The organism is Arthrobacter sp. SIMBA_036, assembly GCF_046535135.1.
Lineage (GTDB): Bacteria > Actinomycetota > Actinomycetes > Actinomycetales > Micrococcaceae > Arthrobacter.
Window position 1 is genome coordinate 106,331 of sequence record NZ_JAWRXG010000004.1, and the last position, 14,770, is coordinate 121,100.

At 60.7% G+C, this 14,770-nt stretch carries 11 protein-coding genes and 1 tRNA gene; 5 read left to right on the plus strand and 7 right to left on the minus strand.

What is annotated here, in order from left to right:
• Window positions 1–3 precede the first annotated feature (3 nt).
• Window positions 4–1,332 carry an NtaA/DmoA family FMN-dependent monooxygenase gene (locus SB659_RS07115; RefSeq protein ID WP_410549963.1) on the plus strand — a complete coding sequence of 443 codons (1,329 nt, stop codon included), beginning with the start codon at window positions 4–6 and terminating at the stop codon, window positions 1,330–1,332.
• A gap of 83 nt (window positions 1,333–1,415) precedes the next feature.
• Window positions 1,416–2,738: an NtaA/DmoA family FMN-dependent monooxygenase gene (locus SB659_RS07120; protein ID WP_410549964.1), complete on the plus strand. Its 1,323-nt coding sequence runs from the start codon at window positions 1,416–1,418 to the stop codon at window positions 2,736–2,738.
• 514 nt (window positions 2,739–3,252) lie between these two features.
• Here the strand turns inward: SB659_RS07120 and SB659_RS07125 are convergent.
• The 3 genes from SB659_RS07125 to SB659_RS07135 form a co-directional block, all read right to left on the minus strand.
• Complete coding sequence (locus SB659_RS07125; protein ID WP_410549965.1) at window positions 3,253–4,389, minus strand: IS30 family transposase; 1,137 nt, start codon at window positions 4,387–4,389, stop codon at window positions 3,253–3,255.
• Between the two features lie 1,802 nt (window positions 4,390–6,191).
• A complete protein-coding gene (locus tag SB659_RS07130) occupies window positions 6,192–6,989 on the minus strand; it encodes a C40 family peptidase (RefSeq protein WP_410549966.1) in 798 nt (265 codons plus the stop codon).
• 1,067 nt (window positions 6,990–8,056) lie between these two features.
• Complete coding sequence (locus tag SB659_RS07135; RefSeq protein WP_410549967.1) at window positions 8,057–8,953, minus strand: sigma factor; 897 nt, start codon at window positions 8,951–8,953, stop codon at window positions 8,057–8,059.
• 185 nt (window positions 8,954–9,138) lie between these two features.
• On the opposite strand from SB659_RS07135, the gene SB659_RS07140 reads away from it, so the two are divergent.
• Complete coding sequence (locus SB659_RS07140; RefSeq protein ID WP_410549968.1) at window positions 9,139–9,462, plus strand: ArsR/SmtB family transcription factor; 324 nt, start codon at window positions 9,139–9,141, stop codon at window positions 9,460–9,462.
• Here SB659_RS07140 and SB659_RS07145 read toward each other — a convergent pair.
• The gene (locus SB659_RS07145) at window positions 9,416–9,922 is read right to left on the minus strand and encodes a hypothetical protein (RefSeq protein WP_410549969.1); all 507 of its coding nucleotides are present in this window, start codon (window positions 9,920–9,922) and stop codon (window positions 9,416–9,418) included. The genes SB659_RS07140 and SB659_RS07145 overlap by 47 nt on opposite strands.
• A gap of 197 nt (window positions 9,923–10,119) precedes the next feature.
• On the opposite strand from SB659_RS07145, the gene SB659_RS07150 reads away from it, so the two are divergent.
• Entirely contained in the window at window positions 10,120–10,398 is a 279-nt protein-coding gene (locus tag SB659_RS07150; protein ID WP_410550072.1) for an ArsR family transcriptional regulator, read from the plus strand.
• A 638-nt stretch (window positions 10,399–11,036) separates the two neighbouring features.
• Here the strand turns inward: SB659_RS07150 and SB659_RS07155 are convergent.
• Window positions 11,037–12,167 (minus strand): tyrosine-type recombinase/integrase, encoded by a 1,131-nt coding sequence (locus tag SB659_RS07155; RefSeq protein WP_410549970.1) that lies wholly within the window; start codon window positions 12,165–12,167, stop codon window positions 11,037–11,039.
• An 86-nt stretch (window positions 12,168–12,253) separates the two neighbouring features.
• Window positions 12,254–12,335 (minus strand) — tRNA-Leu (locus SB659_RS07160).
• A gap of 198 nt (window positions 12,336–12,533) precedes the next feature.
• Here SB659_RS07160 and SB659_RS07165 point away from each other — a divergent pair.
• The gene (locus SB659_RS07165) at window positions 12,534–13,139 is read left to right on the plus strand and encodes an ANTAR domain-containing response regulator (protein WP_141282080.1); all 606 of its coding nucleotides are present in this window, start codon (window positions 12,534–12,536) and stop codon (window positions 13,137–13,139) included.
• A 139-nt stretch (window positions 13,140–13,278) separates the two neighbouring features.
• On the opposite strand, the gene pyk is transcribed toward SB659_RS07165, so the two are convergent.
• Entirely contained in the window at window positions 13,279–14,769 is a 1,491-nt protein-coding gene (gene pyk, locus SB659_RS07170) for a pyruvate kinase (RefSeq protein ID WP_410549971.1), read from the minus strand.
• Window position 14,770 lies beyond the last annotated feature (1 nt).

Sequence of the window (14,770 nt, forward strand, 5' to 3'; positions counted from 1 at the left end):
ACGATGTCCGGTAAGAAGATGCATCTGGCCGCAGCAAGTGGCACTCCCTACGGCGCCAGCCCTTACGCGTGGTTGGATTCCGGGGTCGATCCCCAGGATTACGACAACATTCACGCCCTGGTGCGCGGCGCCCAGGCCGCCGAACGTGGGCAGTTCGATTTCCTTTTCCAAGGCGACTTCCTCGCGCAGACCCAGCGCAGTGAGGCGCACGCGCCGAACCAGACCCTCGAGCCGACCATCGTGGCCACCGCCATCGCCCTGGCTACCGAGCGGATCGGTCTCGTCACCACGGTCAGCGCCACCTTCCAGGAGCCCTACAACATCGCTCGCGTGCTCAAGTCACTCGACGTCGTTTCCGGCGGACGCATGGGCTGGAACGCCGTGACCACCTCCTCACCTCAGGCCGCCGCGAACTTCGGGCGCGCGATCGAGGACCGTGACACCCGCTATGCCCGCGCCGACGAGGTCGTTCAGATCGTCCAGGCTCTCTGGGGGAGCTGGGAAGAGGATGCCTGGATCGGCGACCAGCAGTCCCGGAGGATCACCGACCTGTCCAAAATCTCGCCCGTGAACCTCAGAGGAACTTACGTCTCCTCCCGCGGCCCACTCGAGATCCCGCCGTCCAAGCAGGGCCAGCCGGTCATGGCCCACGCCGGCGCGAGCCCGCACAGCCTCGCCTTCGCCGGCCGCTACGCCGACATCCTGATCAGTGAGGTCTTCACTATCGAGGAGGCCCGGCACCAGCGCTCAGCAGTGCGCCACGCCGCCGAATCTGCCGGTCGCAGCCCTGACGATGTCAAGTTCTTCGTCGGGGTGATGCCCACCATCGCGCCGACCCACGCGCAGGCTCTTGCTCGACGCGGAAAGCTGATCGAACCCGACATCGCGCAGCAAGTGCGCCATCTCGGCCAGCTCCTCGGCTTGCCGTTGGGGCCAATGGACCTCGACGCCCCGTTGAGTGCGGATCAGTTGGCCGTTGCGTACGCCAATCCTGGTGACCCTCGGTCGCCCAGAGCGCTTGAAGTCGCCAAGGAAGGCTGGACGGTGCGTCAGGTACTCCACCACGCCGTCATCGACTACCACCCTTCCCCTATCGGTCCCCCCGAGGTGATCGCCGATCACCTGCAGGAATGGTTCGAAGCTGATGCCGCGGACGGCTTCTTAGTCATCCCCGGTGTTATTCCCGAGGGCATGGAGTCCTTTGTCGACGGAGTCATTCCGATCCTGCAGCAGCGCGGCCTGTTCCGCACCGAGTACGAAGGCGAGACCCTCCGCGAAAATCTCGGCATCGACCACCAGTACGGCCTGCAGCGCCGACCTCGGACTCCCTAACAACGGGTCCGCCTACACGGCCCACACCTAGAGCGCACTCGACAGCAACGACAGCTCAGATTTACACACGGAGAGAAAACATCATGACCAGACAGATGCTCATCGGCCTGCACTTGGGTAACGGATACGGAAACCTGCCTGGCGCCTGGCGCGCCCCAGGAGTCGATCCCACAAGCTATACGAGCTTCGACGCGAAAGTTCGGCACGCCCAAGCCGCCGAACGCGGAAAACTCCAATTCCTGTTCCTCCCCGACGGCCCCACCCACGTCGGCGACGTCGCCAACGAGCCACCCAACTTCAACCTCGACGTCATGGTCACCTTGGCAGCGGTCGCCCGCGAAACCAGCCATATCGGCCTCGTCGCCACCGGCTCCACCACCTTCAACGAACCATTCAACCTCGCCCGACAGTTCAAAGCACTCGACGTCCTGAGTCACGGACGGACGGGATGGAACGCCGTCACGTCCAGTGGCGAAGACGTCGCCGCCAACTACGGCCAGCATATTCCGTCCAGCCCGGAACGCTACGGAAGAGCACACGAGACAGTCCAGCTCGTGCAGGCCCTCTGGGGCAGCTGGGGCCAGACCGCCTGGGTACACGACAAGGCAACGGGCCGCTTCGCCGACCCGGAGCAGGTCGCCCCGATCAACCTTGGTGGCGAATACGTCGCCTCGCGCGGGCCCCTGTACATTCCTCCGTCCGAACAGGGGCAACCCGTAGTCTTCCACGCCGGAGGCAGTCCGAACGCCCACGAGTTCGCCGGACGCTGGGCCAACGCCGTCATCGGTGCGGCCTTCACGATCGACGATGCGCGGGCACAACGTGCCGCGTTCCGGGAAGCAGCCGAACGCGCCGGACGGAACCCGGACGAGATCAAGTTCTTCGCCGGCCTGATGACGACGATCACCGCCGATAAACGAGAAGGCCTCGATCGCCGCATCACGCTGAGCGCACGAACGTTCCCTCAACGCGCGGCGTATCTCGGGCGGATGCTCGGCCTGTACCTCGATCCCGCACGCCTCGATGAACCACTCTCCGCTGCCCAGCTATCCGAAGCTCGACCATCACCGGCCGACCCCCGCTCGATCCACGCACTGAAGATCGCGCGTGAAGGCTGGACCGTCCGCGACATACTCGCGCACGGCGTCATCGACTACCACCCCGTCATCGTCGGCCCGGCAGCCGAAGCCGCCGACCACATGCAGGAATGGTTTGAGGCAGAGGCTGTCGACGGCTTCTGGGTATCCCCGGACATCTATGACAGCGGAGTCGATGCCTTCGTCGACAGCGTCGTGCCGATCCTCCAAGACCGAGGTCTGTTCCACCGGGACTATGACGGCGCCACCCTGCGCCATCATTTGAACACCCCGGCCCAATATGGAGTCGGCCCGCACGTAACACGGTGATGCGGATCACCGCCGACTTCGCGATCGACGATTCCTTTATCGGCTCATCTATTGACATGGCATGGGAGCGGTCTGAAAGGGGGCTGGTTTCTGCCGTACTGCCGATTCATTGACCCCCAGTATGCGCCGAAGGTGGACTGCTCCTCTCCCCCACGGTGCGACTCTCAAGGGCCGCGGCCCGATGCCGGTGAGCAGAAGTTTGCGACCTATTGAAGTCTCATCGGCGCATCGACTACCTCAAAATTTGAACATTGGTGGTCACAAACTATCAGCCGGAGATGGGTAGCAGAACGACTTTGACCTGGGGAAATGTTCGAAAGTCCACGATTCTTGAGCCACAATTCTTCAACTAGTCTTGACGGAGACGGCGGTGAGATGACTTAGCCTGCTGGCCTTTATCGCCGCGTCGAGGTCCGCGCTCACCGCTCGCCGTCGTCTACGGCGAGCCCGGGCAGCAGCTCGGCGGGCTCGGGGAGGCGCTGCTTCCCCGATGAATGTCGCGAGCAGGCGGATTCTAGGGATCGACGCAACGTTCGGGTGAGTTCGGCAGTTCAGCCGGTTGCTTTTGAGTGTATCCGGAGGTGGAAGGCGGGGTGCGTTTTTCGGCCTGGAACAGTGCCCTTGGGGTGAGATAACCGAGGGTCGCGCGGGGCCTGGTGTTCAACTCGTTGCAGACGCTCCTGACATATTCCTGGGTGTGCTTCGACAAGTCAGTGCCCTTGCGGAAGTACTGGCGTGCCAGCCCGTTAAAGTTCTCATTGGCTCCCCGCTGCCAGGGGCTGGAGCGTTCTGCGAAGTAGATTTGGATGCCTGTCGCTGCAGCGAGCTCTTGGTGTCGGGCCATCTCTACGCCCTGATCCCAGGTGAGAGTCTGCTTCAGGTGCGGTGGGAGGGAAGCAAACGCGGCGGTGATGGCTACGTTGGTCCGGGCCGCGGTGTGGTCGATCGGCAGATTGATGATGATTCCGAAGTGGGTCTTGCGTTCCCGCAGCGTCACCATCGCCGAGGTCGAGCCGGGCCCGACGATTAGATCGCCTTCCCAATGGCCAGCTTCCGTCTTGGTCTCAATAGCCGGCGGGCGCTGACTGATCATCGTCATGTTCCGGACCACTGCGCCGTGGCCGGAACCGGTCCGCCAGCGGTGTCTGCGGATTTTCCGTCCGGTGCGCAGCCGGGGGCAGTATTTCTTATCCAAACCGCCGTCATCGTTGAAGAGCAAGGCCCGGTAGATGGTCTCAGGACTCAATTGAAGGCCCGGTTCGAAGGGGAATTGCAGTGCGAGCCAGCCGCAGATCTGCTCGGGCGACCAGTGGCGATTGAGCTTCCGCTGCACGATCGCGCGAAGTCGCCGGTTCTGTTTAAGCTTCCGATCCCGTGGCCGGCGCCGCTGCTGGCTGGCGCTGTGATCGGCGGCGTGAGGAGAGTACCGGCCGTAGCCGTCGCGGTGTCGGTCCAGTTCCCTTTTGATCGTTGAGGGGCAGCGTCCGAGTTCACGCCCGATGCGCCGGAGTGAGCAGTCTAGCCGGAGCAGGTCAGCGATCTGAATCCGTTCAAGCAGGGACAGGTACCGTCCCGACCCTTGAACGGGAACCCTTGTATGGCTCTGTTCTGCCCGTTGGTTCCTAAGTTTCGTTCCGGCGCGTCTGCTCATACCCAACATCCTGCAGGCCTCAGCGTTGCTGGATCCGGCATCCACCAGGTCCCAGTACCGTGTCTCCGCCAGATCGCGACGAGCCTTCGCTGGGGAGATCGTCTGGGCCGCCCGTGCAGCGAAGCGAACACTCGTGTGTCCTGGATTCCGGCACGATGAGCCTGCTCGAGACGCTCCTTCGCGACGGGCCAGCTCCGTCTTCAATCTCTTCTCCCAGCTCACGGCCGTGCCCGGCAGAAGCCGGAGCTCGCTCCGGACCCTCGCCGGTCCGTTCGATGCCCGCAACAGAGTGAAGCGATTGTAGAGCCAGCGGTATCCGGTCGCCCGGCTTACTCCCGCACCCTGCGTTGCTTTCGCGAGGCTGGCGCCTTCTTGGTATGAGGCCCAGAACGCTGCCTCCACCTCCGACCCGACCTGGAAATGATGGCGCCCGTCGTCCTGCTGGAATCTGCGCTCCCACCCGATCACTCGTGAAGAAGAGAACCCAAGCCTTGCCTGAGCGGCATCGATGCCAAGACCCGAGCCGCGCAACTGAATGAACGCTTCGCACAGCCATCGGTAAGCTGTTTCCTTCCCGACACCCGCTGCGCGGGCTGACGGTTTGAGACCCTTTCCCTCACAAATCAGAGCAAGAAACCGCGCGCCCTCAGGCGAATCCAAACGTCGATACATAGACACAAGCCCTAATGCAGGCGTTGCTTCGACCGACAGAATCTGGGCGCACTTATCAGGAACCCCCTGGCTCGTGTCCCGCCGAAGATTGCTCACGGCTGGGTACGGGCCGCCTCCAGGCCTCGTTCGCCTACAGGCGGATCCAGCTCTGCCCGATGACCCCTCGGAAATGTGGCTGCGGAAAGCCACAACCACCATGACGTAAAGTGGTACCCACGCCGCCTCCTCTCAAGCGGTTGTCCCCAATATCATGGCCCAACGCAACAGTTCCGCGGCTCCGGCTCTTGGTAAAAACATATAGGCGAGGGCGGGCCCACGGTCGGCCGACTGCCCGGCTTGCACTGACGAAGTAAGCTGTGATCGTTCATCTGTCTAAGCCGGCAAGACGGAGAAGGTCTGGCACACCGAGGGTCGAAGGAAGCATTAACGAAAACCGGGCAATTGGGACCCGTGCCCGAGTCCTCCAGGATAATCCGATCCTGAAGCCTGTCAAAAGTTGATCGCTGGTGCATTGCCGAGCAGGTGGCCGCCTCGATGACCATCGGAGATCGTGCTGTCGAGTCGGAGGACATCGTTAGGTAGTCCTTCGAGAAGTCAAGGAAAGGCCGTCGCAGGTGTGCTCGCTATTTGGTTGCAGATCGGACTTGCCGTCGGCCGACGGACTAGGTGGCGGCGGCGTGGTGAATCCGGCATAGGACAGCAACCCACTAGCACCCCCGTTCGTGACTGGATGCGACAGGGCACCGCATGAGCAGCGTGCCCCGAGACGGGCCTGGTTCGCTGCCGACACTCGATCACGCCGTCTGCATGCATCACCACGTAGGCCTCTTGGACGACAACAGGATCTTGCCGCGACCCGCCACGAAGGCCATCGCACGTCATCGACCACGCGTAGAAAGTTGGGAACCTGACATCTCTGTGAGATGAGTGGGCGCTGAAATGTTGCAGGACGTCATTGGCGACCGCCCTGCATTCGGCTCCAAAGATGGTGTCAGTGCTGGTCGAAATGTGAGTCGTCACAACGGCTCAGTTTTCGACCGTCACCGACAGATGGAGTTCTGCCTCTCAGCGTCTCGCAATGGCCTAGTTCTCTGACGACTAGAAAGAGGACCAGTCCGTGCTCAGTCAGATTACTTTTCCAAAAGGTCGAAGTATGCAGTTCCATAGTTCCAATCGACTGGGTGCAATAGCGTTCCCGACGACGGATTCAGGGCACTGTACATCATGCCGTTGCCCGCATAAATCCCGACGTGACCCCAGTTGTACGGATCCTGAGGGTTCTGCACCACGAGATCACCGATCTGGGGGCTTTCCGTCATCCGCCCGACTCGCCATTGCTCCACCCGTGGGAGCTCGATTCCAACCTGTCTGTATACCCACTGAACGAATCCCGAACAGTCCCAGGCTTTAAACGCGGTACCGCCCCAAATGTAGCTGCCGCCCACACCCATCTTCGTGAAACGGAGAATGTCTTGGCGGATCTGGCTCAAACCCTTAGCCGACATGACACCAGGCCCAGTCCCTTGGTCATTATGGCAAGCAGAGTCTGGCCCCGCACCGTCTAGCGCCTCCACAATGGCCGTCGCCTCCGGCTCCCACCGAGCGTACAGCTCCGGAAAGGCCGACACCTGTACGGCCTGTGCTGCTTGTCCCTTGTTCATAGAGACCCATCCCGGGATGTCGAGCAGCCCCCGAGGGCTGCCATGGTTCGGCCCCGACGGCCCTCCATAAAACGCTCGGGCGTTGTACGCGACATCCATCAGCTCCTGCACACTCCCCCATCCTGCCGCAGGTCGCTGCTGCGCCGAGCCAACGGAGTCTTGATCACTACCAACCCCGTCGTGTGGGTAATTGAAAGACTCAGGAACGTTCGGGTTGGCCAGCATCCTGAGGCTGGATTCTTGCAGCGACATCATGATCGCGATCACCGTCGCCTCGCGGGAAAGACCTAGACTCTTGCCGACCGAAACGTAACCCTTTGCGACACTTATCTGCGCCGGCGAGAGCCCCGCAACTAGGGAACCTGCCGGTAAAACCGATGCGTCAGTGGCGTGGCCGACATACGCGCTAGCGCTAGATAAACAGGTGGCTGTCGCCGTAGTACGACCTCCCACCAACACGACAGCAACGGCACTTACGACGACGCCCAACACGAGAGCCACCGCAGCGATGAACGCTCCGGCCAGCCTGAAAATGGAGCGTCGCCGAGCGCGAACTACACGGAGTCTAAGACGGGGCATCAATAAAGGATTCGCTCTGCGGTCGCGTAGAAAGCGACCATGACGCATCGATCAGCCGGAGCCGTCGCCGCGGGTGGGCAATTCACCATGACGCTGACGGGTGCCGAGTATGAGTTCGTACTGGCGGTTGTGCTGTCATCAACGTGAAGCCGTACCGTGCAGACATGAAGCCCGACCCACGGAGCAGGTCTTTCACGCACCTTCACGAGCTGCTCATCGCAATTCATGGACTGCGCTTTGGCTTCACGGAAGGCGCCTTGGCCCGCAAGAGTTGCGAATGATCCAGCGTTGACCCCGGTCGCCTCGAACTCTTGAACTAGTACAGTCCATGGATTGGATCCATTTGGCAGCAGAACCCACAGATCGCGAAGCCGCGCGTAAACCTCTGAATACGACGAACTGCGTGTGTCCCACGAATAGATGGCTTCGGCGGCCGCTGACGCAACCGCCCGAAAGTCAGTCGACTGGGGTACACCAGACCCAGCTCGCGGACTTGTAACTGGTGCTGGCCTTGGGGTGACCGTGGAGTGGGCACTGCTCTGGCTTGGCGCCGAAGCAACAGGCACAGTCGACGTATGCGTCGTGCCACTAGGGGGCTCCTTCTGCGCCCACGTGCCCAGTAAAGCCAAAGAGCCGACAATCAAAAACATCATCAACCCCGACGTCCACCGACGCCGCCTATTCGTACCAACGCCAGACGCGCCCACAGTCGCCTCCTCTAGAAGTGGGATGCGACGGCCGAACCGCCGTCGCAATCAACCCAAGCTGGCCGACCTACGTACTGTGCGCCAGGCAGCCTGGTAGAGCCGCCGAGCTGTGCCGATCTGTACCGCGACGTACCGCTCACTGACACCAAGATCTCGCGCCAACCCAGCAATTGCCTCGTGCCGTTCGGCTCCGTGGATCTCTGGAAGGACTATCGCCTCGGCAACAGCTCTCAGGAGCGCGGTCGGTAGACACTCAACTGCGCGCTGACACAGCTGACCGATATCTCGGATACTTCCCGGAGACACGTCAAGCGCGTGGCTCACGGTCTTGGCCGTCAGCCGGACAGCGGTTACGGCGTTCCACCGACGGCGGTCCTGAGCTGACGGAAGCGCGTACTCGCGAGGCACAGAAATGCTATTCACGGCCATCTGCCACGTCCGGGCGGAAACAGCCTCCCGCGTCAATGTCAGCACCATCATCGCCCATTCACGGTCGATGATTTCCTGGGTTTCCGGATTCTCCCGGGCGATGAGGACGGCTGTCAGCTGTCCCCAAGACCCGGATACTTCATCGCTGGTGGGGTCGAGCAACAAGGGCAGAGTCTTGTGACTTAGCTCCCGACGTACATGGGCCGCGCAAATGTTCGACGCGACGCCCTGTACCCACGCTTCAAACGGAACCCCCGGTAGTGGGCGATAGTGCCCTTTGGCCACGCCATCCCAGACAGCAACGCGGATGTCCTGCAACACATCGTCGACATCACATGAACGGCCGATATGAGACAGGTGCGACACCACGTATCGCCGCACGCCCTCAACTGCTCGCATCATTTGGTCCACGGAGACAGACAACGTGTCTGCCGGCGGCCTCGTCAGGGAGATGTCTACGGTTCCGAGCCGTGTGGGTAATTCTTCAGCGTGCTTCGCCCTTTTGTTCAGGCTCATGGCCCTCACCGCTTCGAATAGCTACTGTTCTGGAACGTCCGCCATCCGGCGGTTCGGTTGGTAGTGACCGGTAGAGCAGACCGAGCACCAACGCAAAGTATCTATAAGGTATTGTCAAAGATACTTTAAGGATCGTCAAGAGTGCTGTTCTTACTTTTTTCATGTTGTTCGGCAAGAATTGGGTCATGCCACGGATTACACAGCCTCACGACGACGCTTGGTCCCCCGACGTTGAGGCAGCGGTGGCAACTTTCGGCAACAGAGCCCGCAACGAGATCCTCAGATTCCTCACGACTTTCGGCCCCGCGACGCGGGGTGACATAGTCGATTCAGTCAGCGCTGGCGAGCCGAGCGTGGCGAAACACTTGATTGCCCTCGAGCAGGTCGGAGCGATAGTCGTCGATGTCCCCGTTGGCCGGCGCCACGGCAGGTCCCCTCGCTACTCAGCCAACCCTGCCCGCATCAAGGAATTGTTGGACGCCCACCTTCGGTATGTGCTGGAGGAGTAGCCGCAGCCCGCTCGCCATTCGGATGTAGGTTGATGTCTTTGTTCAAGTACTCGGAAATGGCGCGTAGGGTTTCCGGTGAGACGTCACCCAGAGTCCGCACAGCGAATGATTTAACCCGCGCCGCTCGCAGTGACTTCACGAACTCCAACTGCGAGTCAATGCGTTCCGGGATGTCGCCTTCGACGCCATTCAGCAAATAGGCAGGATCTACGTCGAACATCTCGCAAATGGCGGCAAGCAACTGCGAATCACTAACTAGGCGCCCTGTTCCGTCCTTCATATAGAACCATCGGGCCCTGGAGATCTTGACTCCCCGAGCGTTAAGGCCAGCTTCGATCTCCCTAAAGGAAACCGGAGATCCCCTCTCAGCCACAACAACATCGAGTAGCAGGTTCAGCCGCCGGGCGAGAGTGGCCTGCGGTGACAACTCGCGGGCGTGGCTAGCGTCCTTTCCCGGCATGAACCGCCCCCTCCGAGTGATTTCATTCCATTATGCTGATCCCTGCCATCAGTATTCCGCGAGCGTCGTGGCTACACAATCAAATGCACCATGAATCTGTTCCGTCTACAGTGTGGGGCGTATCCTGTTCCTGTAGACCCGTCTACAGGAACAGTCCCCCAATCGGAACCGTGGTTTGCATGTCGACAACCATATTGATGATCCGGACACGGAGTCAGATACTTCGCTTTCTTATCCGGACCGGACCAGCACACAGCAGCACCCTGTCTTCAGAGCTCCTCGTCTCACCAGCGACTCTTCGACGGCACTTACTCCTCCTCGAATCGGCCGGCTACATACAGTCGCTAAGCGACGAGCGTTTCTCCCCTCGCACGTCACTGATCGAGTGTGTCCTTATGGACATAGCGGCCCAATACTCAGTGCAGTCACCCCATACGATCGCCAGGGACTCCTCGGAAGTAGCTCGGTCAACCTGAAGATCATGCAGCCAGTGGCCGACATGCCGCTCTCATTATCTGGTCAATATTGCAGTCCGGCCAGCGGACGATAGCACTGGCTGCGTTTTCCCTCTCCTCATATCCAAGCCGCTCGCTATGGACACGGGCATTGCGGGGCCGCCTGGCAGAATCCAGACCGAAAGGCATCGAAACCACGCGCATGCAGAAATCTTTCTAAGCGCTTCGCCTAAGTCAGGGGCCGCAGGTCATGTCGAACCGCTAAAACGTGCCGGCGGACGACTCGCTGTCATTTCGCGGAGCGGATTCCATACAGCCAGTCATGTACCCAACGCCGGGGCAGTCATGAATTCGCAACAAGGTGTGACAGGAGCAGCCGAGCATGGACTTGGAATTCTTTGAACCTTCCGAAGCGGCAGTTCTCATGCGCTGCAGCGAAGGGTGGCTACGCGATGGCGCCGCGGCAGGAAGGTTTCCGCACGCGTGCTGGGGCAAAGGAAAAATCGTCTTCACCTCTGAACACATTGCAGAGATAGCCAGGTTGAGCGAGATCTGGCCTGCTTCGCATCAAGCATTAGGACAACGTGGAGACTCACCTAGCAACCGGCTGATCGGGACTCGGGCTCGCAATCGCCTCGTCTCCTAGAGGCGCGACAGCCTCACCGCATGAACGCCGCGACCTGCCGCTCCGTAGCGTCCGCCCCAACCTGCAGCGCTTCCGGCATCAAGTGCCCGTAGACCTGCTCAGTCGTCTTGATGGAAGCGTGCCCCAGTCGACGCGAGATCGTAAAAATCGGCACCCCGTCCTGAATAAGCCAAGACGCATGAGTGTGTCGGAGATCGTGAATGCGCGGTTCCTTGCGAAGCCCGCGAAGCTGCGCTGCTTTGACCGCGGGCACCCAGTAATGATCCCAGTACAACTTGTGATAAATCCTGCCGCCCTTGGGCGACGTGAAGAGTAGTTCAGTGCTTTGCCGTCCGGCCACCAATGGGATCAGCAAATCAACGAGTGCCGGGTTCAGCCCGATCGTCCGCTTACCCGCACCCGTCTTCGTCGGCCCGATGTAAAACTGGTTCTGCCCATCCCTCTTCCACGCCTTGTTGATGCGAGCCGTCGCCGGCTTACCCAGCAGGTCGATATCGGCAACCGTCAGCGCAGTAGCTTCTCCGAAACGTGTCCCGGTCATCACCAAGAAGTTCGTGAAAGCGCGGTACCGCTCCCCCATGTTCTCCATGATCAGACCGAACTCTGCGTGGGTGAGGAACATCATCTCGTCCTCAGCCTTCTCGACGCTTGGCAACTGCACGCCTCTGCAGGGATTACGCGTGATGTACCCCAGCATCTCTGCCGTGCTCATCGATGCGGAGATCAAGCCATGCACATTTTTGATCGTCTTCGGTGAGCGCCCCTTGGCCATCATAGACTTCACCCAGTAGGCGATCATCCGGTAGTCCAACTTGTCGACGGGCACGTGACCCATGACCTTCTTCACATGGAGGTCAAGCATTGTCTGGTACGTCTTAACGGTCCCGCTCGATGGCCGGACCAGGAGGTCGATATGCTCCTGAATCACCTCACCAACAGTCGGAATTTTCGCCCTGTTGTCCAGGAGTGCCTGCTGAGCGATTTCGAAGGACTGGCCATTCGCGTCGAGCAACCGTTTGAGCGTTTCGGCTTCGTGCTCGGAGTCGACAGTGATGCCCTGCTGCTTGCCGATCTTGGGGTCACGCCAGACCACCATAAAGGACAACGAGCCGTCCTTTTTGACGCGTTTCCGGATGCTAGCCACATAAAAATGCTAGATCTCCGTCAACGGATTTGGGGGTTTTGTCAACAGTCAGGAGCCATTTAGGCCCCTGACCTGCGGAAACACTGTGCCCGAGGTGGGACTCGAACCCACACATCTTTCGATACCGCATTTTGAGTGCGGCGCGTCTGCCAATTCCGCCACTCGGGCGCGGATTACCGGGAAGTTAATTCTCGCTGACTGTCCACATTCCTGTGATCAACGCGATCCGTTCCCAGCACGCGAAACTACTCTACATGCAGATAGGCTGATTCAAAGAACCGGGCGCGCGGGTGGCAGAAAATCATGCTCCGCAGCCGCCCACACTAAGATGGATATGAACCCGCCGAACCTTTTCAAGGAGATCCTGTGACCGAACAGACGGAGTCCACGTCCACAAGCCAGCCGGCCCGCCGAGTTGTCGTTGCCGAGGATGAGACGCTCATCCGCTTGGACATTATCGAGATTCTGAAAGGCGAGGGGTACGACGTCGTTGGTGAGGCAGATAACGGTGAGAAGGCTGTGCAGCTTGCTGAGGAGCTCAAGCCGGACCTGGTCCTCATGGATGTGAAGATGCCCGTGATGGATGGCATCTCGGCGGCAGAGAAGATCGTCAAGGCCCGGATCGCCCCCGTTGTCCTGCTGACTGCTTTCAGCCAGAAGGAACTCGTGGAGCGTGCCCGCGACGCCGGGGCCATGGCCTACGTGGTTAAGCCCTTCTCCCCCGCGGACCTCATCCCGGCCATCGAGATCGCCCTCAGCCGCCACGAGGAAATCAAGGCGCTCGAAAACGAGGTGTCCGACCTTCAGGAGCAGTTCGCCACCCGCAAGCTCGTAGAGCGTGCCAAGAGCCTCCTGACCACCAAAATGGGCCTCACCGAGCCGGAAGCGTTCCGCTGGATCCAGAAGACCTCCATGGACCGCCGCCTCAGCATGCGCGAGGTTGCGGAAACCATCATCAACCAGGTCAACTAACCAGCAAAAAGTACAACGGCGGCCGCGAACCTCGCGTGAGGTTCGCGGCCGCCGTCGTGAGCACCGTAAAACAAAAGCGAAGCGGGCCCCACCAACTGAAAATTGGTGGGACCCGCTTCACTCAAGCGATACCGAGGCGTTACGCCTTGGTCTTGGACTTCTTTTCGGGCCAAGGACCAACCGGCTCCTTGCGCGAGGCGTCCACGCTGGAGGTGTCCGCGAGGTCTCCTACCTTGTGGACCTTCAACGAGTTCGTGGAACCCGCCTGTCCTGGAGGGGAACCGGCAGCGATGACAACAAGGTCGCCTTCCTCCACCAATTCCATGTCCAGGAGGCTACGGTCAACCTGTGCGGTCATCTCATCGGTGTGGCCCACCATCGGGACCAAGACCGGCTGGATGCCCCAGGTGAGAGCCAACTGGTTCCAGACGTGCTCCACCGGCGTGAAGGCGAAGACCGGCTTGACCGGGCGCAGCCGGGAGAGGCGACGGGCAGAGTCACCGGACTGCGTGAACGTACAGATGTACTTGGCGTCCAACTGGTCGGCAATTTCGACGGCGGCACGCGTGATGGCACCGCCGCGGGTACGGGGCTTGGTACCCAACGGGGGTACGCGCTCAAGGCCGTGGACCTCGGTGGACTCGATGATCCGGGCCATGGTCTTGACGGTCTCGATCGGGTATTGGCCCACCGACGTCTCGCCGGAGAGCATCACTGCATCGGCGCCGTCGAGGACTGCATTGGCACAGTCGGAAGCCTCAGCGCGGGTGGGGCGCGGGTTGTCGATCATGGATTCGAGAACCTGGGTTGCAACGATGACGGGCTTGGCCCAACGGCGTGCCAGTTCGATGGCGCGCTTCTGGACGATCGGCACCTCTTCGAGCGGCAGTTCCACGCCGAGGTCGCCACGGGCCACCATGATGGCATCGAAGGCGTCGATGATTTCGTGCAACTGCTCCACGGCCTGCGGCTTTTCGATCTTGGCGATTACCGGCACGCGCCGGCCTTCTTCTTCCATGATCTCGTGAACGCGGACAATGTCGGAGGCATCGCGCACGAACGACAGCGCGATCAGGTCCGCACCGCGCTTGAGGGCCCAGCGGAGATCGTCCTCGTCCTTCTCGCTCAGCGCCGGAACATTCACCGCCACGCCGGGAAGGTTGATGCCCTTGTTGTTGGAGACCTTGCCGCCAACGGTCACCACAGTGACAACCTTGACATCGTCAACCTCGACCGCGCGCAACGCGACCTTGCCGTCGTCGATCAGCAGGGCGTCGCCAACGTTGACGTCCTCAGTAAGGCTCTTGAGTGTGGTGGAGCAGATGTCCTTGGTGCCCGGGACATCCTCGGTGGTGATGGTGAAAGTATCGCCGACAGCGAGGTCATGCGGTCCGTCCACAAAGCGTCCCAGTCGGATCTTGGGGCCTTGCAGGTCGGCCATGATGGCAACAGGCTTGTGCAACTGCGCAGCAGCCTTCCGGACGTTTTCGTAAGTGGTGTCATGCACGGAGTAGTCGCCGTGGCTCATGTTCATGCGAGCAACGTCGACGCCGGCTTCCAGCACCGCGAGGGTGTTGTCGAAGCTGGAAATAGCCGGGCCAAAAGTTGCCACAATTTTCGCGCGTCTCATA

Excerpts from the sequence above, each read along its gene's own strand:
- SB659_RS07140 (WP_410549968.1), top strand. The coding sequence starts at position 9,139 with ATGCCACGGATTACACAGCCTCACGACGACGCTTGGTCCCCCGACGTT.
- SB659_RS07125 (WP_410549965.1), bottom strand. The coding sequence starts at position 4,389 with ATGAGCAGACGCGCCGGAACGAAACTTAGGAACCAACGGGCAGAACAG.
- SB659_RS07135 (WP_410549967.1), bottom strand. The coding sequence starts at position 8,953 with ATGAGCCTGAACAAAAGGGCGAAGCACGCTGAAGAATTACCCACACGG.
- SB659_RS07150 (WP_410550072.1), top strand. The coding sequence starts at position 10,120 with ATGATCCGGACACGGAGTCAGATACTTCGCTTTCTTATCCGGACCGGA.
- SB659_RS07115 (WP_410549963.1), top strand. The coding sequence starts at position 4 with ATGTCCGGTAAGAAGATGCATCTGGCCGCAGCAAGTGGCACTCCCTAC.
- SB659_RS07145 (WP_410549969.1), bottom strand. The coding sequence starts at position 9,922 with ATGCCGGGAAAGGACGCTAGCCACGCCCGCGAGTTGTCACCGCAGGCC.
- pyk (WP_410549971.1), bottom strand. The coding sequence starts at position 14,769 with ATGAGACGCGCGAAAATTGTGGCAACTTTTGGCCCGGCTATTTCCAGC.
- SB659_RS07120 (WP_410549964.1), top strand. The coding sequence starts at position 1,416 with ATGACCAGACAGATGCTCATCGGCCTGCACTTGGGTAACGGATACGGA.